This window comes from Streptomyces sp. NPDC029216 (assembly GCF_040648015.1).
Lineage (GTDB): Bacteria > Actinomycetota > Actinomycetes > Streptomycetales > Streptomycetaceae > Streptomyces.
Genome location: NZ_JBEZWL010000144.1, coordinates 1 through 18,625, shown reverse-complemented (window position 1 = coordinate 18,625; position 18,625 = coordinate 1). Strand labels below are relative to the sequence as shown.

The 18,625-nt window shown below is 73.6% G+C and carries 17 protein-coding genes and 1 riboswitch; of the genes, 11 read left to right on the top strand and 6 right to left on the bottom strand.

What is annotated here, in order from left to right; all coding sequences use genetic code 11:
- Positions 1 to 36: 36 nt before the first annotated feature.
- Positions 37 to 978 carry a beta-ketoacyl-ACP synthase III gene (locus tag AB0F18_RS32525; protein WP_362067159.1) on the bottom strand — a complete coding sequence of 314 codons (942 nt, stop codon included), beginning with the start codon at positions 976 to 978 and terminating at the stop codon, positions 37 to 39.
- 217 nt (positions 979 to 1,195) lie between these two features.
- Here AB0F18_RS32525 and fdhD point away from each other — a divergent pair, with 217 nt between their 5' ends.
- Complete coding sequence (fdhD, locus tag AB0F18_RS32520; protein ID WP_362067157.1) at positions 1,196 to 2,044, top strand: formate dehydrogenase accessory sulfurtransferase FdhD; 849 nt, start codon at positions 1,196 to 1,198, stop codon at positions 2,042 to 2,044.
- 7 nt (positions 2,045 to 2,051) lie between these two features.
- On the opposite strand, the gene AB0F18_RS32515 is transcribed toward fdhD, so the two are convergent.
- Together AB0F18_RS32515 and AB0F18_RS32510 are read right to left on the bottom strand one after the other, a co-directional pair.
- Positions 2,052 to 2,477 (bottom strand): (2Fe-2S) ferredoxin domain-containing protein, encoded by a 426-nt coding sequence (locus AB0F18_RS32515; protein WP_362067155.1) that lies wholly within the window; start codon positions 2,475 to 2,477, stop codon positions 2,052 to 2,054.
- Positions 2,478 to 2,486: 9 nt separating this feature from the next.
- Positions 2,487 to 3,539 carry a bile acid:sodium symporter family protein gene (locus AB0F18_RS32510; protein ID WP_362067153.1) on the bottom strand — a complete coding sequence of 351 codons (1,053 nt, stop codon included), beginning with the start codon at positions 3,537 to 3,539 and terminating at the stop codon, positions 2,487 to 2,489.
- Positions 3,540 to 3,685: 146 nt separating this feature from the next.
- On the opposite strand from AB0F18_RS32510, the gene AB0F18_RS32505 reads away from it, so the two are divergent.
- The 7 genes from AB0F18_RS32505 to AB0F18_RS32475 all read left to right on the top strand — a co-directional run bounded on the left by AB0F18_RS32505 (position 3,686) and on the right by AB0F18_RS32475 (position 12,903).
- Complete coding sequence (locus AB0F18_RS32505; RefSeq protein WP_362067151.1) at positions 3,686 to 4,537, top strand: LysR substrate-binding domain-containing protein; 852 nt, start codon at positions 3,686 to 3,688, stop codon at positions 4,535 to 4,537.
- Between the two features lie 177 nt (positions 4,538 to 4,714).
- On the top strand, positions 4,715 to 6,538 hold the full coding sequence (locus AB0F18_RS32500) for an AMP-binding protein (protein ID WP_362067149.1): 1,824 nt from the start codon (positions 4,715 to 4,717) through the stop codon (positions 6,536 to 6,538).
- Between the two features lie 100 nt (positions 6,539 to 6,638).
- Positions 6,639 to 7,904 (top strand): ABC transporter substrate-binding protein, encoded by a 1,266-nt coding sequence (locus tag AB0F18_RS32495; protein ID WP_362067147.1) that lies wholly within the window; start codon positions 6,639 to 6,641, stop codon positions 7,902 to 7,904.
- Between the two features lie 10 nt (positions 7,905 to 7,914).
- A complete protein-coding gene (locus tag AB0F18_RS32490) occupies positions 7,915 to 10,614 on the top strand; it encodes an ATP-binding cassette domain-containing protein (protein WP_362067145.1) in 2,700 nt (899 codons plus the stop codon).
- Between the two features lie 34 nt (positions 10,615 to 10,648).
- A complete protein-coding gene (locus AB0F18_RS32485) occupies positions 10,649 to 11,422 on the top strand; it encodes an ABC transporter ATP-binding protein (protein ID WP_362067143.1) in 774 nt (257 codons plus the stop codon).
- Positions 11,423 to 11,555: 133 nt separating this feature from the next.
- Complete coding sequence (locus AB0F18_RS32480) at positions 11,556 to 12,398, top strand: aldo/keto reductase (protein ID WP_362067141.1); 843 nt, start codon at positions 11,556 to 11,558, stop codon at positions 12,396 to 12,398.
- Between the two features lie 97 nt (positions 12,399 to 12,495).
- Positions 12,496 to 12,903, top strand: a complete 408-nt coding sequence (locus AB0F18_RS32475; RefSeq protein ID WP_362067163.1) for an RICIN domain-containing protein — start codon at positions 12,496 to 12,498, stop codon at positions 12,901 to 12,903.
- A gap of 12 nt (positions 12,904 to 12,915) precedes the next feature.
- Here AB0F18_RS32475 and AB0F18_RS32470 read toward each other — a convergent pair whose 3' ends face one another.
- Positions 12,916 to 13,221: a 4a-hydroxytetrahydrobiopterin dehydratase gene (locus tag AB0F18_RS32470; protein WP_362067139.1), complete on the bottom strand. Its 306-nt coding sequence runs from the start codon at positions 13,219 to 13,221 to the stop codon at positions 12,916 to 12,918.
- A 201-nt stretch (positions 13,222 to 13,422) separates the two neighbouring features.
- Between AB0F18_RS32470 and AB0F18_RS32465 the strand changes: the two genes are divergently transcribed.
- The gene (locus AB0F18_RS32465) at positions 13,423 to 14,226 is read left to right on the top strand and encodes a helix-turn-helix transcriptional regulator (RefSeq protein ID WP_362067137.1); all 804 of its coding nucleotides are present in this window, start codon (positions 13,423 to 13,425) and stop codon (positions 14,224 to 14,226) included.
- A 13-nt stretch (positions 14,227 to 14,239) separates the two neighbouring features.
- Here AB0F18_RS32465 and AB0F18_RS32460 read toward each other — a convergent pair whose 3' ends face one another.
- Together AB0F18_RS32460 and AB0F18_RS32455 are read right to left on the bottom strand one after the other, a co-directional pair.
- The gene (locus AB0F18_RS32460; RefSeq protein ID WP_362067136.1) at positions 14,240 to 14,671 is read right to left on the bottom strand and encodes a hypothetical protein; all 432 of its coding nucleotides are present in this window, start codon (positions 14,669 to 14,671) and stop codon (positions 14,240 to 14,242) included.
- A gap of 209 nt (positions 14,672 to 14,880) precedes the next feature.
- On the bottom strand, positions 14,881 to 15,726 hold the full coding sequence (locus AB0F18_RS32455; RefSeq protein ID WP_362067161.1) for a bifunctional 5,10-methylenetetrahydrofolate dehydrogenase/5,10-methenyltetrahydrofolate cyclohydrolase: 846 nt from the start codon (positions 15,724 to 15,726) through the stop codon (positions 14,881 to 14,883).
- 60 nt (positions 15,727 to 15,786) lie between these two features.
- Positions 15,787 to 15,886: riboswitch (ZMP/ZTP riboswitch) on the bottom strand.
- A gap of 70 nt (positions 15,887 to 15,956) precedes the next feature.
- On the opposite strand from AB0F18_RS32455, the gene AB0F18_RS32450 reads away from it, so the two are divergent.
- A complete protein-coding gene (locus AB0F18_RS32450; protein ID WP_362067134.1) occupies positions 15,957 to 16,718 on the top strand; it encodes a methyltransferase domain-containing protein in 762 nt (253 codons plus the stop codon).
- Between the two features lie 205 nt (positions 16,719 to 16,923).
- A complete protein-coding gene (locus AB0F18_RS32445; RefSeq protein WP_362067132.1) occupies positions 16,924 to 18,507 on the top strand; it encodes an RNA polymerase sigma factor in 1,584 nt (527 codons plus the stop codon).
- The last annotated feature ends 118 nt before the right edge of the window (positions 18,508 to 18,625 follow it).

The following is an 18,625-nucleotide window of genomic DNA, read 5'->3' as shown; positions in this document are numbered from 1 at the left end:
CCCGGTGCGGGGCGGGCGACGGGGGCGGGGGTCCCGCTAGGGGCAGCGGATGACCTGGCCGGCGTACGAGAGGTTGCCGCCGAAGCCGAAGAGGAGGACCGGGCCGCCGGAGGGGATCTCGCCGCGCTCGACCAGCTTGGAGAGGGCCATCGGGATGCTGGCCGCCGAGGTGTTGCCGGAGTCGACGACGTCCCGGGCGACGACGGCGTTCACGGCGCCGATCTTGGCGGCGAGGGGCTCGATGATCCGCAGGTTGGCCTGGTGCAGGACGACCCCGGCGAGCTCCTCGGGGGTGATCCCGGCCTTCTCGCAGGCCTTGCGGGCGAGGGCCGGGAGGCGGCTGGTGGTCCAGCGGTAGACGGACTGGCCCTCCTGCGCGAAGACGGGGGGCGTGCCCTCGATGCGCACGACGTGGCCCATCTCCGGGACGGAGCCCCACAGCACCGGGCCGATGGCGGCCTCGGTGCAGGCCTCGACGACGGCCGCGCCGGCGCCGTCGCCGGTCAGTACGCAGGTGGTGCGGTCGGTCCAGTCGGTGATCTCGGCCATCTTGTCGGAGCCGATGACCAGGGCGCGGGTGGCGGCGCCGGCCCGGATGGCGTGGTCGGCGGTGGCCAGGGCGTGCGTGAAGCCGGAGCAGACGACGTTGATGTCCATGACGGCCGGCGCGCTGTTCATGCCCAGCTTGGCGGCGACGCGTGCGGCCATGTTGGGGGAACGGTCGATGGCGGTGGAGGTGGCCACCAGGATCAGGTCGATGTCGTCGGGGATCAGGCCGGCGTTGGCGAGGGCCTTGGCGGCGGCCTGGTAGGCCAGCTCGTCGACGGGCTCCTCGGGACCGGCGATGTGGCGGGTCCTGATGCCGACCCGGGAGAGGATCCACTCGTCGCTCGTCTCGACCATGGCCGCGAGGTCCTCGTTGGTGAGCACCTTCGCGGGCTGGTAGTGCCCAAGCGCCACCACGCGTGAACCGGTCATGGGCGGGATCCCCCTTTGTACGGCAGTCAGGATCATTCACCTTCTCCTGCTACTGGCTGGTACGTCTGCGTGTAACCCAACAGGATTAGGCCATGGGAATTTGGAGAATTCCCAGCATCATCCAGCCCGGGGACGGGGCCCGGGCCGGATCCCCGGCGAATCCGGGAGAATGTCCTCGTCAGGTGCACGACGAGGACGGACAGGCGGGCTGATCGCGATGGGACGGGTGACCGAACGGCGCCGCGTCGTACGGGTCCGGGGCGGGGCGGCCGGGGTCCGGCCCGACACCCTGGTCGCGGAGGAGCCGCTGGAGATACGGCTGAACGGCAGGCCGCTGGCCATCACGATGCGCACCCCCGGTGACGATTTCGCGCTGGCGGTGGGCTTCCTCGTCAGCGAGGGCGTGATCGCGCGGGCGTCGGACGTCCAGGCCGTGACCTACTGCGAGGGGGCCACGGAGGACGGCTCCAACACCTACAACGTGGTCAACGTGCAGCTGGCCGCCGGGGTGCCCGTTCCGGACATCACGCTGGAGCGGAACGTCTACACGACCTCCTCCTGCGGTCTGTGCGGCAAGGCCAGTCTGGACGCGGTCCGCACGGCGACCCGTTTCCCGGGGCTCGCCGCGGATCCGGTACGGATTCCCGCCGGCCTGCTCTCCGTGCTGCCGGACCGGCTGCGGGCGGCGCAGAAGGTCTTCGACCGCACGGGCGGGCTGCACGCCGCCGGGCTGTTCTCGGCGGAGGGCGAGCTGCTCGACCTACGGGAGGACGTGGGGCGGCACAACGCCGTGGACAAGATCGTCGGACGGGCGCTCCAGGCGGGGCTGCTGCCGCTGGCCGGGGCGGTGCTGCTGGTGTCGGGGCGGGCCTCCTTCGAGCTGGCGCAGAAGGCGGTGATGGCCGGGATCCCTGTGCTGGCGGCGGTGTCGGCGCCGTCCTCGCTGGCGGTGGACCTGGCCCTGGAGTCGGGGCTGACGCTGGTGGGCTTCCTGCGGGGGGCCGACATGAACATCTACGCGGGTGAGGAGCGGATCCTCCTGCCCGCCCCCGAGGGCGTCTCCTGAGGACGGCCTAGCGGCGCCTGCCCCGGCGCGGCGTGGCGGCCGGCTTCGGCTCCGGGGGGTCGATGCGGTGCAGGTCGAGGGTGGCCGGGAGCGGGGTGGCGCCCGGGCCGCCGGACTCGGCCCAGGCGATGATCTCGTCCGTCGCGGTGTCGTCCAGGGCCCAGCCGAACCAGACGGCGCGGGCGCCCCGGCGGCGGGCCTCGGTGGTGGGCTGGACCACGATGACGTTGGCCTGCGCGCAGGGCCCGAGGCAGTCGCTGGTGCGCACGGCCAGCCGGCCCTCCGAGGCCTCGGCGGCTTCCCGGAGCCGGGCGAGCTGGCCGTCGTGGTCGGTGCCGGGGTTCTTGCGGGGGTCCCCGCAGCAGCAGCCCCGGCAGACCACGAGGGTGCAGGGGCGCGGGGCATGGGCGGCGAGCGGGCGTATCCAGGTCACCGACGCACGTTACCGGCCGTGCGGAGCGGGGTGTTGGGGCAGGGGGGAGACCTCCGCCACACGGTCGCCGGGGAGTTGGGCGCCGTCCGGGTCCTGGGGGTCGCGGGCGCGGCGGCGGGCCAGGGCGGCGCAGACCATCAGCTGCATCTGGTGGAAGAGCATCAGCGGGAGCACGGCGAGGGAGGCCTGCGCCCCGAACAGGACGCTGGCCATGGGGAGTCCGGCGGCCAGGCTCTTCTTCGACCCGGCGAACTGGATCGCGATCCGGTCCGCGCGGCCGAAGCCGAGGCGGGCGGCCCCGTACCAGGTGACGAGCAGCATGACGGCCAGGAGCACGGCTTCCACCACCATCAGGACGCCCAGGCGCGGAAGGCTGACCCGGTGCCAGACCCCGGAGGCGACGCCCGCGCCGAAGGCGGCGTACACGACGAGCAGGATCGAGCCCCGGTCGACGTAGCCGAGGAGCTTCTTGTGGCGGGTGAGGAAGCCGCCGACCCAGCGGCGCAGGGACTGGCCGAGGAGGAAGGGCAGCAGCAGCTGAACGACGATCTTGAGGAGGGAGTCCGGGGAGAAGCCGCCGGTGCCGCCGCCGAGCAGGGCTCCGGCGAGCAGCGGGGTGAGGACGATGCCGGCGAGGCTGGAGAAGGAGCCGGCGCAGATCGCGGCGGGGACGTTGCCCCGGGCGATCGAGGTGAAGGCGATGGACGACTGGATGGTCGAGGGGACCAGGCAGAGGAAGAGCAGGCCGTTGTAGAGGGGCTGCGTCAGGAGGGTGGGGACGAGGGCGCGGGCGGCCAGGCCGAGGGCGGGGAAGAGCAGGAAGGTGCAGGCCAGCACGGTGAGGTGGAGGCGCCAGTGGCGCAGACCGTCCAGAGCCTCGCGGGTGGAGAGCCGGGCTCCGTAGAGGAAGAAGAGCAGGGCCACCGCGGCGGTCTGCGCGCCGTCGGTGACGGTGGCGGCCGTGCCGCGGGCGGGGAGCAGCGCGGCGAGGCCCACGGTGGCGAGGAGCGCCAGGACGTAGGGGTCCAGGGGGAGCCGGGCGGGGAGGCGGGGGCGTCGCATGGAAGGGGTGCTCGCTTGCTGTCGGATGGGGGGCCCTCGTGGCGGAAGGGCGGCTTCCATCGTCGCCGGTCGGCGGTCATCGGGAAACCCGCTCACCGCACTGACTGCCATCGGGGTTTGCGATGACCGGGTCTTACCCTGGAGGCGTGTACGACCCGGTTCAGCTGCGCACCTTCCTCACCGTGGCCCAGACGCTCAGCTTCACCCAGGCCGCGGGGCGGCTGGGGGTGCGGCAGTCCACGGTCAGCCAGCACGTGCGCCGGCTGGAGGAGGCCACCGGCCGGCCCCTCTTCGCGCGGGACACGCACAGCGTGGCGCTGACGGAGGACGGTGAGGCCCTGCTGGGCTTCGCGCACACGATCCTGGAGGCGCACGAGCGGGCGGCGGCCTTCTTCGCCGGGACCCGGCTGCGCGGGCGGCTGCGGTTCGGGGCGTCGGAGGACTTCGTGCTGACCCGGCTGCCGGAGATCCTGGAGGGGTTCCGGCACGAGCACCCCGAGGTGGATCTGGAGCTGTCGGTCGAGCTGTCGGGCATCCTGCACGAACGGCTGGACGAGGGGCGGCTGGACCTGGTGCTGGCCAAGCGGCGCGGGCCCGGGGACGAGCGGGGCCGGCTGGTGTGGCGGGACCGGATGGTGTGGATCGGGGCGGAGGGCCTGCGGCTGGACCCGGAGCGGCCGGTGCCGCTGATCGTGTTCCCGCCGCCGGGGATCACCCGGGCGCGGGCGCTGGAGGTGCTGGAGCGGGACGGGCGGGCCTGGCGGATCGCCTGTACGAGCGGCAGCCTGAGCGGTCTGGTCGCGGCGGCCCGTGCCGGGCTCGGGGTGATGGCGCACACCCGGGGCCTGATCCCGCCGGGGCTGGTGCGGGTGGGCGGGCTGCCGGAGCTGGGGCCGGTGGAGTTCGCCCTGCTCCAGGGACGCCGCCCGACGCCGGCCTCCGAGGCCCTGGCGGCCGCCGTCCTGGCGGGCGGCGACCGGCTGAGCCGGCCGGCATAGGACGGCGGCCGGGACCGGTCGTGACGCTCACCGCCGTCCGTTCGGGCTCCGCGTGGAGGAGTGCGCAGGTGGCCGGGGGTGCCGGGCGAGGGGATCTTGTGGAGGTTTCCCCAGGGGTGCCGGGCACCGGGGGCGGTGGGGTAGCGTCTCGGCGCCCGGGACCCAAGGAGGCGAACGTTGCGCGAGTTCACCGTGCCACCCGTGGTCAGCGACTCGCCGGTCGGCGGCCTGGCCGACGTCGTCTTCGAGCATGCCGGGCAGGACCCGCACCGGGTGGTGCTCGCGCGCAAGACGGCGGGGGTCTGGCGGGACGTGACCTCGGCGGAGCTGGCCGAGGAGGTGCTGGCGCTCGCGAGGGGGCTGCTGGCGCAGGGGGTGCGTTTCGGGGACCGGGTCGCGGTGATGGCGCGCACCCGCTACGAGTGGACGCTGTTCGACTTCGCGCTGTGGGCGATCGGCGCCCAGCCCGTGCCGGTCTACCCGACGTCCTCGGCGGAGCAGGTGCACTGGATCCTGTACGACTCCTCCTGCACCGGGTGCGTGGTGGAGAACGAGGACCAGGCGATGACGGTCGGCTCGGTGATCGAGGGGCTGCCGGAGCTGCGGCTGCTGTGGCAGCTGGACGCGGGGGCGGTGGCGGAACTGGTGGCGGCGGGGCGGGGGGTGGACGAGGACGTGGTGCACCGGCACCGGCGGGCCGTGACCCCCGACGCCGTCGCCACGGTCATCTACACCTCGGGGACCACGGGCCGTCCCAAGGGCTGTGTGCTCACCCACGCGAACTTCATGTTCGAGGCCGACACGATGGCCGCGCGCTGGGAGTCGGTCTTCCAGGCCGGGCCGGGCGAGCAGCCGTCCACCCTGCTGTTCCTGCCGCTGGCGCACGTGTTCGGGCGGATGGTGGAGGTGGCGGCCGTCCGGGCGCGGGTCAAGCTCGGGCACCAGCCTGCGGTGACCGCCTCGGAGCTGCTGCCGGATCTGGCCTCGTTCCGGCCGACGTTCGTGCTGGGGGTCCCGTACGTCTTCGAGAAGGTGTTCGCGGCGGCGCGGCGTGCGGCGGAGGCGGAGGGGCGTACGGGGCCCTTCGACCGGGCGGTGGAGACGGCCGTGCGGTACGCGGAGGCGCGGGAGCAGAAGGCGTTCGGGACGGGGCCGGGGCCATCGGCGGCGCTGCGGATGGAGCACCAGCTCTTCGAGAAGCTGGTGTACGGCAAGGTCCGCGAGGCCCTGGGCGGGCGGGTGCGGCACGCGATGTCGGGCGGGTCGGCGATGTCGCGGCGGCTGGGGCTGTTCTTCGACGGCGCCGGGATCACGGTGTTCGAGGGCTACGGGCTGACGGAGTCCTGTGCGGCGGCCACCGCGAACCCTCCGGGGGCGGTGAAGTACGGGACGGTGGGGCCGCCGATCCCGGGCGGGACGGTGCACATCGCCGAGGACGGGGAGGTGTGGCTGTACGGCCGGCACGTCTTCTCCGGCTACCTGGGCGATCCGCGGGCCACGCGGGAGGTGCTGCGCGAAGGCTGGCTGGCGACCGGGGACCTGGGGCGGCTGGACGGGGACGGGTACCTGACGATCACCGGGCGGAAGAAGGAGGTCCTGGTGACCTCGAACGGCAAGAGCGTGGCGCCGGCGGCGCTGGAGGAGCGGGTGCGTTCGCATCCGCTGGTGTCCCAGTGCGTCCTGGTGGGCAACGACCGGCCGTTCATCGCGGCGCTGGTGACCCTGGACATGGAGGGGATAGCGCACTGGCTGTCGATGCGGGGGCTCGCGCAGCGTCCGGCGGAGCAGCTGGTGGGCGATCCGGCGCTGACGGCGGAGGTGCGGCGGGCGGTGGTGGCCGCGAACACCCTGGTGTCGCAGGCCGAGGGGATCCGCGCCTTCCGGGTGCTGTCCGGGCAGTTCACGGAGGAGCGGGGGCTGCTGACGCCCTCGCTGAAGCTGAAGCGGCGGGCGATCGAGAAGGCGTACGCCGGGGAGATCGCGGAACTCTACCCCTCCTGAACAAGGAAACTGACGGGCCGTCATTTCTCTCCGTCAGCGATATTGACGGTGCGTCAGGTCACGCACAGAATGCGGGGATTCCGACCGGAGGGGATCCCACATGTCGCGAACCGTCCGCATCCTGGCCGCCGCAGCGGCCGCGCTCGCGCTCGTCTCCGCGTGCAACTCCGCCGCCCGGGAGTCCCGCCCCGGCTCACCGGGGAGCGGCGCGGGCCTCACGCGCGGGGTGAGCGACACCTCCGTCAAGGTCGGCGGGATCGTCTCGATGACCAGCGCCGGCGGCTACAGCAAGAAGGACACCGACCTCGGGGCCCGCGCCCGCTACCTGAGGGCCAACGCCGAGGGCGGGATCCAGGGCCGGATGATCGACTACATCGGAGCGGAGGACGACGGCCAGGACCCGGGCAAGAACCTGGCAGCCGCCCGCAAACTGGTCCAGCAGGACAAGGTGTTCGCCGTCGCCCCGATGAGCTCGGTGACCTTCTCCGGCGCCGACTTCCTGGAGCAGGAGAAGGTGCCCACCTTCGGCTGGGGCACCCTCCCGTCCTTCTGCGGCCCCCAGTACATCTACGGGTTCAACGGCTGCCTGGTCCCCTCCCCCGGCGGCACGATCAACCAGACCTGGCCCGAGGGCATCGCCAAGGTCCTCGGCGGGGCGCAGGGCAAGACCGTGGCGATCGTCGCCAACGACAGCGACGCCGGGAAGTTCGGCATCCGCACCTTCCAGCAGGGCTTCGCCGCCGCCGGGTTCAAGGTCGCGTACGCCAAGGCCTCCGTCCCCGCGGCCGCCGTGCCCAGCGACTGGTCGGCGTACGTGAAGGAGATCCTCGGCGGCGACGGCGGCCAGGCACCCGACGCGGTCGTCTCGGTGATGCAGACGCCCAACAACATCGGGCTGTTCACCGCGCTCAAGCGGGCCGGCTACCGGGGCCTGCTCTCCGACCCCACCGACTACGACCCGGGGCTGCTCACCAAGGACGCGGCCCGGCAGGCCCTCGACGGGGTGTACGTCCTGCTCCAGTTCGAGCCCTTCGAGACGTCGAGCCCGCAGATGGACCGGTTCAAGGCCGACATCAAGGCGGCGTCGGGCGGACAGGACGTCCCGCTGAGCATGCACATGCTCACCGGGTACATGTCGGCGGACCTCTTCGTCTCCATCGCCCAGAAGGCGGGCAGGGACCTCACCCTCACTCACTTCCAGAACGCCGCGCAGTCCTTCTCCGACACCGGAACCCTCGTCGGCGACCGGGCCGAGCCCAAGGGGCAGAAGGACAGCTTCGGCTGCGGTGCGCTGGTCCGGCTGAAGGACGGGAAGTACGAGGTGGCCGTGCCCTTCGCCTGCCACGAGCCCGTCCCCTTCACGTAGGCGCGGCGCCATGGGCGATCTGCTGGCCTTCGTGCTGAGCGGCCTGGTCTCCGGCGCCCTGTACGCGCTGCTGGCCACCGGGCTGGTGCTGTCGTACTCGGCGTCCGGACTGTTCAACTTCGCGCACGGCGCCACCGCCTACCTCGCCGCGCTCGCCTACTACGAGCTGCACTCGGGGCTGGGCTGGCCGGCGGCCTGGGCGGCGCTCCTCGTGGTGTGCGTGCTGGCGCCCGGGCTGGGCTGGGGGCTGGACCGGCTGATGTTCCGCCGGCTCGCGCGGGTCGGGGAGACCGCCCAGATCGTGGCGACCATCGGGCTGCTGGTGGCCCTGCCCGCGGCCGGGCTGTGGGTGGTGGAACTGCTGGCGGACGCCGGGGCCGGGGTGCTGCCCGCCGAGAACCAGTTCGGGCTGCCGGGGGTCGGGCCGAGCCCGGCCCGGTCCTGGCGGCTCGCGGACGGCGTGGGCGTGGACTCCGACCAGCTGATCACCTGGGCCGTGACGGCGGTGGTGGCGGCGGCCCTGTGGGTGCTGCTGCGGCACACCCGGCTGGGGCTGCGGCTGCGGGCCGCCGTCGACGACCGCTCGCTGGCGGAGCTGCGCGGGATCGACGCCGGCCGGCTGTCGTCGACGGCGTGGATGCTGGCCTCCGCCCTGGCGGGGCTCGCGGGGGTGCTGGCGACCCCGCTGCTGGGGCTGTCGGCACACGACTTCACCCTGTTCCTGTTCGTGTCGGCGACGGCGGCGGTGCTCGGACGGTTCGCCTCCGTGCCGCTGGCCTTCGCGGGCGGGCTGGGGCTCGGGGTGGTGCAGAACCTGGTGGCCGGGTACGCGTCCTTCGCCGAGGGGCTGACCGGGTTCCGTACGGCCGTGCCGTTCCTGATCCTGTTCGCGGGGCTGCTGGTGCTGACCCGGCGGGCGCGCACGGCCGGGGTCGCGGCCGCCGAGGACCCGCCGCCGCCCGACCCGCTCGCCGGGGCCCCGTGGGGGCGGCGGTGGGGGGCGTGGGCGGTGGGCGGCGGGCTGCTGTGCGCGGCCTTCTACACCGTCACCACCCCGTTCTGGAGCGGGCTGCTGGCCCAGGGGCTGGCCGTGGGCCTGGTGTTCATGTCCTTCACCGTGGTGACCGGGCTGGGCGCCATGGTCTCGCTGGCGCAGGCCACCTTCGTCACCGGGGCGGCGCTGGTGGCGGGGCTGCTGATGAGCCGGGGCTGGCCGTTCGCGGCGGCGCTCGCCGTGGGCACGTGCGTGGCGGCCGCACTGGGGGCGCTGGTGGCGCTGCCCGCGCTGCGCCTCGGCGGGCGTTCGCTGGCGCTGGCCACGCTCGCGCTGGCGTTCCTCGCCGACCAGGTGCTGTTCCAGATGCGGTGGCTGCGGGGCGGGGACGCGGGGTGGGCGGTGCCGAGGCCCGTGATCGGGCCGGTGGACCTGTCCGACGACCGGGCGCTGGGGGTGGCCCTGGTGGTCGTGGTCGCGCTGGTCGCGGCGGGGCTGGGCGCCCTGCGGAACTCCCCGACGGGGCGGGCGATGCTGGCGGTGCGGTCGGCGCCGGCGGCGGCGATGGCCTCCGGGGTGTCGGTGCTGCGGACGAAGCTGCTGCTGTTCACGCTGTCGGCGGGGCTGGCGGGGTTCGGGGGCGTGCTGTACGCCTCGTACAACACCCGGATCACGGCCACGGACTTCACCGCGATGACGGGGCTGGTGTGGCTGGCGGTGGTCGTGGCGGCGGGGGTCCGGCGGGCGCCGTACGCGGTGGTGGCGGGGGTGGTCTTCGCGGTGGCCCCGCGGGTGCTGGCCGATCACGTGACGGCCTCCTCCCATCTGCCGGTGGTCCTGTTCGGGCTGGCGGGGCTGGCCCTGGCCCATGACCCCGACGGGTATTGCGCGGGGGTCGCGGTGCGGTGGCGGCGTTGGCGGGGGCGGGCCGTGGCGCCGCAGGGCCCTGCGGGGTCGTCCCCCACCCCGCCCCTTCCCGAAAGCGGGGGCCGCGCGCCCGGTGCGCCCGCACGCCCCGCGGGGCGGGTGTTGCTTCAGCTGCGCGGGGTGAGCGCCGGGTACGACGGCGGGAGCGTGCTGCGCGGGGTCGATCTCCTCGTGCGGGAAGGGGAGATCCTGGCCGTGCTCGGGCCCAACGGGGCCGGGAAGACCACCGCCTGCCGGGTCGCGGCCGGGCTGCTGCCCGTCACCGGCGGGGCGGTCCGCGTGGACGGGCGGGACGTCACCGGGGACGGGGCCGTGCGCCGCTCGCGCGGCGGGGTGCTGCTCGCCCCCGAGGGCAAGGGGATCTTCCCCTCGCTCACCATCGAGGAGAACCTGGCGGTGCGCCTCCCCGGCCCCGCCGACCGCGACGCCGTCTACGACCGCTTCCCCCGGCTCCGGGAGCGCCGGCGCGTCACCGCCGGCTCCCTCTCCGGCGGGGAGCAGCAGATGCTCGCCCTCGCCCCGCTGCTCCGGCGCCCGCCCCGGGTGCTGATCGCGGACGAGCCCTCGCTGGGCCTCGCGCCGCGCGTTGTCGACGAGGTGTACGCGCTCCTCGGCGAGCTCCGCGCGGCCGGGACCGCCCTGCTGCTGGTGGAGGAGAAGGCCGCCGAGGTCCTCGCGATCGCCGACACGGTGGCCTTCCTGACCCGGGGCCGGGTCTCCTGGTGCGGCCCCCGCGCCGAGGTGGAGGCGGACCGCCTCGCCGAGGCCTACCTGGGGATGGGGACGTGACGCGGGGCCCGGGGCCACGGACGAGGAGGCGGCGATGAGCGGGTACGTGGTGGAGGCGCGCGGCGTCGGGGTGCGCTTCGGCGGGGTGCGGGCCCTGGACGGGGTGGACCTCGGGGTCCGCGCCGGGGAGGTGTGCGGGCTGATCGGGCCGAACGGGGCCGGGAAGACCACCCTGTTCGACGTGGTCTCCGGGATCCGGCGGCCCGACCGGGGCCGGCTGCTCCTCGACGGGGCGGACGTCACCCGCCGCTCCCCCGTCTGGCGGGCCCGGCACGGGATGCGCCGGACCTTCCAGCGCCGGCAGCTGTTCGGGCAGCTCAGCGTCGCCGACAACGTGCTGGTCGCGCAGGAGTGGCGGGGCGGCGGGGGCGGGCCGGCCGCCGACCTGCTGGCCCTCCCGGCCCGGCGGGCGCGGGAGCGGGTCCGCCGGGAGCGGGCCGCCCGGGTGCTGGCCGACTGCGGGCTCGGGGAGCTGGGGGCCTCGTCCGCGGGCGGGCTGCCCGTGGGCCTGGCCCGGATGGCGGAGCTGGCCCGCGCGGTGGCCGACGGGCCGAGGGTGCTGCTGCTGGACGAGCCCGCCTCCGGGCTGTCGGGGGCCGAACGGGAGCTGCTCGCGCGGGTGGTGCGGCGCCTGGCCCGGGAGGAGGGCTGCGCGGTGCTGCTGGTCGAGCACGACGTGGCCTTCGTGATGGAGGTGTGCGCACGGGTCGTCGTCCTGGACCTGGGCACCGTCCTCGCCGAGGGCACCCCCGCCGGGGTACGGGCGGACCCGCGCGTCCGGGAGGCGTACCTGGGGACGGGACGGTGAGCCGTCCGGGTGGTTCTCCCCGCGGCGCCGGAGGGCGGGAATAGGGCGCACGGGAGGCCGGTTGTGGCCCCTCGTGCGCCACCGCGCACCACGCACCCCGCACCGACCGGCCCGACCCCGAGGAACACCCAACGTGAACCAGGTCCCGAACATCAAGCTCAACAACGGCACGCTCATGCCCCAGCTCGGCTTCGGCGTCTGGCAGGTGCCCGACGCCGAGGCGGAGCGGGTCGTCGGGAGCGCGCTGGAGGCCGGCTACCGCAGCGTCGACACCGCGGCCGTCTACGGCAACGAGCGGGGTACCGGCCGGGCGGTGGCCGCCTCCGGGCTGCCCCGCGAGGAGCTGTTCGTCACCACCAAGCTGTGGAACGGACCGGACCGGCGCTGGGACCGGGACGCGGTGCTGCGCGCCTTCGACGACTCGCTCGGCAAGCTGGGCCTGGACCACGTCGACCTGTACCTGATCCACTGGCCGCGCCCGATGCGCGACGACTTCCTGACCATCTGGAAGACCTTCGAGGAGATCGCGGCGAGCGGGCGGGCCCGCGCGGTCGGCGTGTCGAACTTCCGCCCGGCGGACCTGGAGCGGCTGGGGGCCGAGAGCGCGCTGGTCCCGGCGGTGAACCAGATCGAACTGCACCCGCTGTTCCCGCAGGCCGAGCTCCGCGCGCTGCACGCCTCGCTCGGCATCGCGACCGAGGCCTGGTCGCCGCTGGGCCAGGGCAAGGAGCTGCTGGAGCTCCCGGCGGTCGCCGCGGTGGCCGCCCGGCACGGGCGCAGCGCCGCGCAGGTGGTGCTGCGCTGGCACCTCCAGCTGGGCAACATCGTGATCCCGAAGTCGGTGACCCCGTCGCGGATCCGGGAGAACCTGGACGTGTTCGGGTTCGAGCTGGACGCCGAGGACCTCGCGGCGCTGGACGCGCTGGGCGCGGACGGGCGCCGTATCGGTCCGGACCCGGCCGTCTTCGACGTCTGAAGCGGTCGTGAACACTCCGCGCTCCGCCGGTTCCGGCGCCTCCTCGGGCGCTTCCGGCGCTCATGACGCCCGCGGCCCGCACGGTCCGCGTGAGGGCGTGTACCTGATCCGCAACGCCGGCAGCGGGCTGGTGCTCCAGCTGGAGGGCGCCTCCCGGGTGCGGGTGGGACCCGACGGGCCGCCCGCGCCGGTGGCGGCCCGCCGCTGGCGGCTGACGCCGACGCACAGCGGCGCCGGGGTCTTCCACGTGGTGAGCGAGGACAACGGCCGGCGCCTGGACGTCGCGAACGCGTCGACGGAAAGCGGGGCGCGGGTGCAGGTGTGGCGGGCCAACGCCTTCGGCGCGCAGGAGTGGATCGTCGAGGAGCACCTGGAGGATCCGGGCGTGGTCTCCCTGGTGGCGTGCATCAGCGGTCTGCTACTGGAGGCCGACGGCGAGGGCCGGGCCCGGCAGGGCGAGGACGCCGACTCCCCGTCGCAGTGGTGGCGGCTGGAGCCGGCCTGACCCCGGCCGGGGTCAGTTCGCGCCGTGGGCGGGGGCGAGGGCCTCGACGCGTTCCGCCAGGGCGAAGTCGTTCTCGGTGACGCGGCCGCCGGCGTCGTGGCTGTTCACCACGAGGCGGACGGTGTTGTAGCCGAGGGTGAGATCGGAGTGGTGGTTCAACTCGTCCTGTACCACGGAGATGTGGGCCACGAGCGCGCTGGCGGCGCGGTGCGTGGCCACGCGGTAGGTGCGCTGGATCCGGTCGTCCTCGAAGGCCCAGCCGGGGAGTTCCCGGAGCCGGTCCTCGATCTCCTTCTGCGACAGCGGTTCGCTCGGCATCCGCAGCCTCCTCGTGCTCGTCCTCGTCCGTGATGTGCAGTCAGTTTTCCACGGAAGGCGCCGGAGTGAACCCTTCCCGCGCCGGTGTGCGCGGGTGCTTCCGCGCGCTCCGGCGTGCTCGTCCCGCCGCCCGGGGCGTCGGCGTCCCGGCCTGCGGAACGGGGCCTGCCGGGCCGGTGTTCCTCGGTTAACGTCGTGGTCATGACGACCTCGACCTTGGCGGACGGCACCTCCGCGGGCCCCCTGCTGCGCGCCTGGCGGGAGCGGCGCGGGATCAGCCAGCTGGAGCTGGCGGGGCGCGCCGACTCCTCCTCGCGGCACATCAGTTTCATCGAGACGGGCCGCTCGCGGCCCAGCGAGGAGATGGTGCTGCGGCTCGCCGAGCACCTCGACGTGCCGGTGCGGGAGCGCAACGCGCTGCTGCTGGCGGCCGGTTACGCGCCCCGGTACGCGCACACCCCGCTCGACGACCCGTCGATGGGCGCCCTGCGCGAGGGGCTGGAGCGGCTGCTGACCGGCTACGAGCCGTACCCGGCGCTGGTCGTGGACGGGACGTACACGGTGGTCGCGGCCAACCGGGGCATCGCGATGCTGCTGGACGGGATCCCGGAGCACCTGCTGGCCCCGCCGCTGAACGCCATGCGGCTCACCCTGCACCCGGAGGGCCTCGCTCCGCGGATCCACAACCTGCGGGAGTGGCGCGGTCACCTGCTGGCCCAGATGGAGCGGCAGATCGCGCTGGCCCGCTCGGCGCCGCTGCGCGCCCTGTACGAGGAGGTGGCGGCGTACCCGGTGGCGGAGCGGCCCGGCGACGCCGAGCCGGACGAGCCCGTCCCGTACATCGCGCTGCCCCTGCGGATCGAGCACGAGGGGCGGCTGCTGTCGTTCGTGTCGTCCATCTCCACCTTCAACACGCCGATGGACGTGACCGTCGCCGAGCTGGCCATCGAGACCTTCCTGCCGGCGGACCCGGCGACGGTGAAGTACCTGCGCACCCTGGGGTGAGGCGCCCGTGCCCTCAGCGGGCCGCGTCGGCCCCGGCCGTCGCGCGCAGGGCGAGCTGCTGGAAGAGGGCGAAGGAGGCGACGGTGAGGGCCTGCGCCGGGATCCACACCGCCCCGGCGGTGGTGGGCGAGAACCAGACGGCGAGGGAGAGCAGGCTGAGGGCCGCCCAGACGTAGTTGGCCTCGATGACGAAGCGCACCGGGAACACCGGCGGGCGGCGGCGGGAGGCCAGCCAGCCGACGCCGGCGCCGAAGGCGGTCAGGAAGAGGCCGAGCTCGAACAGGGTGGTCTGGCCGACGCCGAGGAGGCGGCCCAGCGGCCCGGAGAAGGCGGCGTAGGCGAGGCCGTTCCCGGTGGTGACCACGGCGTCGAGGGCGAGGAAGCGGCGCAGCGCGGTCTGCGGGACGGTGGTGCGGGCGAAGCCGGCGAGCAGGGTCGCGGACATGGCGGATCAGCCTCCATCGAGGTCGGGGGGGTACCGGTGGGTCCGGGTTCCGGGGCCGAGTGCGCGGCCCCGGGACCCGATGACCCCACTGTGCCGCCGTGGCCGGGCCGGGTCGATTACCTCCGGGGTCATGACGGGTACCCGCCGTCACGACGAGCGCCCCGGACCGAGGGTCCGGGGCGCTTCGTCGTGACGGGGAGGGGAAGGGCTCAGAGCTCCGCGAGGTCCAGGCCGGCCTGGGCCGCGGCCGCCCGCACGGTCTGCTCCAGCAGGACCGCGATGGTCATCGGGCCCACGCCGCCGGGCACCGGGGTGATCAGGGAGGCGCGGGCGGCGGCCGACTCGAAGTGGACGTCGCCGACGTTGCCCTCGTTGTAGCCGGCGTCCAGGACGACCGCGCCCGGCTTGATGTCCTCGCCGCGGATGAACTCGGCCTTGCCGACGGCGGCGACCAGGACGTCGGCCTGGCGGACGATCGAGGACAGGTCCTTGGTGCGGGAGTGGCAGTAGGTGACGGTGGCGTTCTGCTCCAGCAGCAGCATCCCGGCGGGCTTGCCCAGGATCGCGCTGCGGCCGACCACGACGGCGTGCTTGCCGGTGAGGTCCACGTCGTACTCGGCGAGCAGGCGCATGATGCCGCCGGGGGTGCAGGAGACGAAGCCGGGCAGGCCGAAGCCCATGGCGGCGAAGGAGTGCATGGTGACCCCGTCGACGTCCTTGCCGGGGGCGATGGCCTCGAAGGCGGCCCGCTCGTCGATGTGGTGCGGGACCGGGTGCTGGAGCAGGATGCCGCTGATCTCGGGGTCCTCGGAGAGGGCCGTGATCGTGGCGACGAGCTCCTCGGTGGTGGTCCCGGCCGGCAGGGCCACGTGGCGGGAGGTGATCCCCGCCTTGGCGCAGCGGTTCTGCTTCATGCGTACGTAGGTGACGGACGCCGGGTCCTCGCCGACCAGGACGGTGGCCAGGCAGGGGGCGGTGCCGGTGCGCTCGGTGATCTTCGCCGCGAGGGCCGCGGTCTGCTCCGAGATGCGGCGGGCGAGGGCGGTGCCGTCCATGAGCTGGGCGGTGGCGGAGGGGGCAGTCGTCACGGGGTCTCCTGAACGTCGCTGCGGATCGCGGTTCGCCCAGGCGCGCGGCAGACGGCGTACAGGGAGGTGCGTACGCCGGGCCGCTCCCCGGTGGTGATCCACCCGAACGCCAGTCACGGCCCGCACCCCACTCTAGTCGACCCGTCCGGGTGGATTATCCGGTGGATGACCGGCGCCAGGCCTGGGACGATCGAGACATGACGCGCACTTTCGACCACCTCGTCGCCGAGGCGGAGTCCGTCTCCGTGGACGGCTGGGACTTCTCCTGGCTGGACGGCCGGGCCACCGAGCAGCGGCCCTCCTGGGGGTACCAGAAGCTGCTGGCCGAGCGCCTGTCCCGGGTCCGGTCCGCCCTGGACATCCAGACGGGCGGGGGCGAGGTCCTGGCCGGGGCGGGCCCGCTGCCGCGCCTGACGGCCGCCACGGAGTCCTGGCCGCCGAACGTCCAGAGGGCGACCCGGCTGCTGCACCCGCTGGGCGCCGTGGTGGTCGCGGACACGGACGAGCCGCCGCTGCCCTTCGGCGACGAGGCCTTCGAGCTGGTCGCCAGCCGGCACCCGGTGACCATCTGGTGGGAGGAGATCGCCCGCGTGCTGACGCCGGGCGGGACCTACCTCTCGCAGCAGGTCGGCCCGGCGAGCGTCTTCGAGCTCGTCGAGTACTTCCTCGGCCCGCAGCCCGAGGAGGTCCGCCGCTCCCGGCACCCCGACGACGCGGTCGCCGACGCGCGGAAGGCGGGCCTGGAGGTGGTCGACCTGCGCTCCGAGCGGCTCCGTACTGAGTTCCACGACATCGGAGCCGTGATCTACTTCCTGAGGAAGGTGATCTGGATGGTGCCCGGCTTCACGGTCGGGCAGTACCGTGACCGGCTGCGCGAGCTCCACGAACGGATCGAGCGCGAGGGTCCGTTCACGGCGCACACCGCCCGGTTCCTCATCGAGGCCCGCAAGCCGGACTGAGGGGAGGGCGGGCGCGCGGAATCGGTTGCCCGGCCACAGCGTGGCGCAGGTCACTCAATTCAGCGCGTAACGAATCGACTCGGGCAGGCGATGAACCGACAGGTGTCCTCGCGCGGCCCCGGAATACAGCCCCCCTCGGGACTGTTTCCCGAGTCCGCGTGATGATTCCCGCCCACCCTTATCTGTTCGCAACGAGAGGCTCCTTGTGTCGCTCAGCCCGTCCCGTACGTTCCCTCCGGAGATCGCCGAATCGGAGGCCCTCGTCGCGCTCGTCGAGCGCGGCCGCGAGCAGGGTCACATCAACGGTGACGATGTGCGCCAGGCCTTCGAGGCCGGCCGCATCCCGGTGGACCAGTGGAAGCGGGTCCTGCGCAGCCTGAACCAGGTCCTGGACGAGGAGGGTGTCGCCCTCCACGTCAGCGCCGCCCCCGCCACCAAGGCTGCTGCCAAGAAGCCCCGCAAGGCAGCCGCCGCCCCGGCCCGCACCGTGACGAAGAAGGCGGCCGCCGCGCCGCGCCCCATCGGCGCGCGCAAGACGTCGGTCGCCACCGCAGCCCCGGCCACCGCCGCGGCGATATCCGCTCCGTCGGCCGCCGCCGCGGGCGAGGTGTCGGCCGAGGCCGCCGCCGAGCCCAAGAAGCGCACGGTCAAGAAGACCGCCGCGAAGAAGGCCACGGCCACCAAGAAGACCGCCGCGAAGAAGACGACCGCCAAGGACGCCGACGACGCCGAGAACCCGGTCGTCGAGGGCGAGGACTGGGCCGTCGAGGACCTCGCCGACGAAACCGAGGAAGAGACCCCCAAGGCCGGCGGCCAGGGCTTCGTCCTGTCCGACGAGGACGAGGACGACGCCCCGGCGCAGACCGTCATGGTGGCCGGTGCCACCGCCGACCCGGTCAAGGACTACCTCAAGCTCATCGGAAAGGTGCCGCTGCTCAACGCCGAGCAGGAGGTCGAGCTCGCCAAGCGCATCGAGGCGGGTCTCTTCTCCGAGTACAAGCTCGAAGAGGAGGAGGACCACAAGCCCGCGTTCAAGCGCGAGCTGGAGATCCTCGTCGAGGACGGCCGCCGCGCCAAGAACCACCTGCTGGAGGCCAACCTCCGTCTCGTGGTCTCCCTGGCCAAGCGCTACACGGGCCGCGGCATGCTCTTCCTGGACCTGATCCAGGAGGGCAACGTCGGCCTGATCCGCGCCGTGGAGAAGTTCGACTACACCAAGGGCTTCAAGTTCTCCACGTACGCGACCTGGTGGATCCGGCAGGCGATCACGCGTGCCATGGCCGACCAGTCGCGCACCATCCGCATCCCCGTGCACATGGTCGAGATCATCAACAAGCTCGCCCGCGTGCAGCGCCAGATGCTCCAGGACCTGGGCCGCGAGCCCACCCCGGAGGAGCTGGGCAAGGAGCTCGACATGACCCCGGAGAAGGTCATCGAGGTCCAGAAGTACGGCCGTGAGCCGATCTCCCTGCACACCCCCCTGGGTGAGGAGGGCGACAGCGAGTTCGGTGACCTCATCGAGGACTCCGAGGCGGTCGTGCCCGCGGACGCGGTGTCCTTCACCTTCCTCCAGGAGCAGCTCCAGTCGATCCTGGGCACGCTCTCCGAGCGCGAGGCGGGCGTGGTCTCCATGCGCTACGGCCTCAACGACGGCCAGCCGAAGACCCTGGACGAGATCGGCCGCGTGTACGGGGTGACCCGTGAGCGCATCCGCCAGATCGAGTCCAAGACCATGTCGAAGCTGCGCCACCCGTCGCGTTCGCAGGTGCTGCGCGACTACCTGGACTGATCCCCGGGGAACACACCAAAGCGGAGGCCCCCCCCCCGGCGGGGCGGGCCCCCGGCGTGGGAGCGGAGAATCGAATAGCACAAAACAAGAAAACAAAACACCACCAAAGAAAGACGGA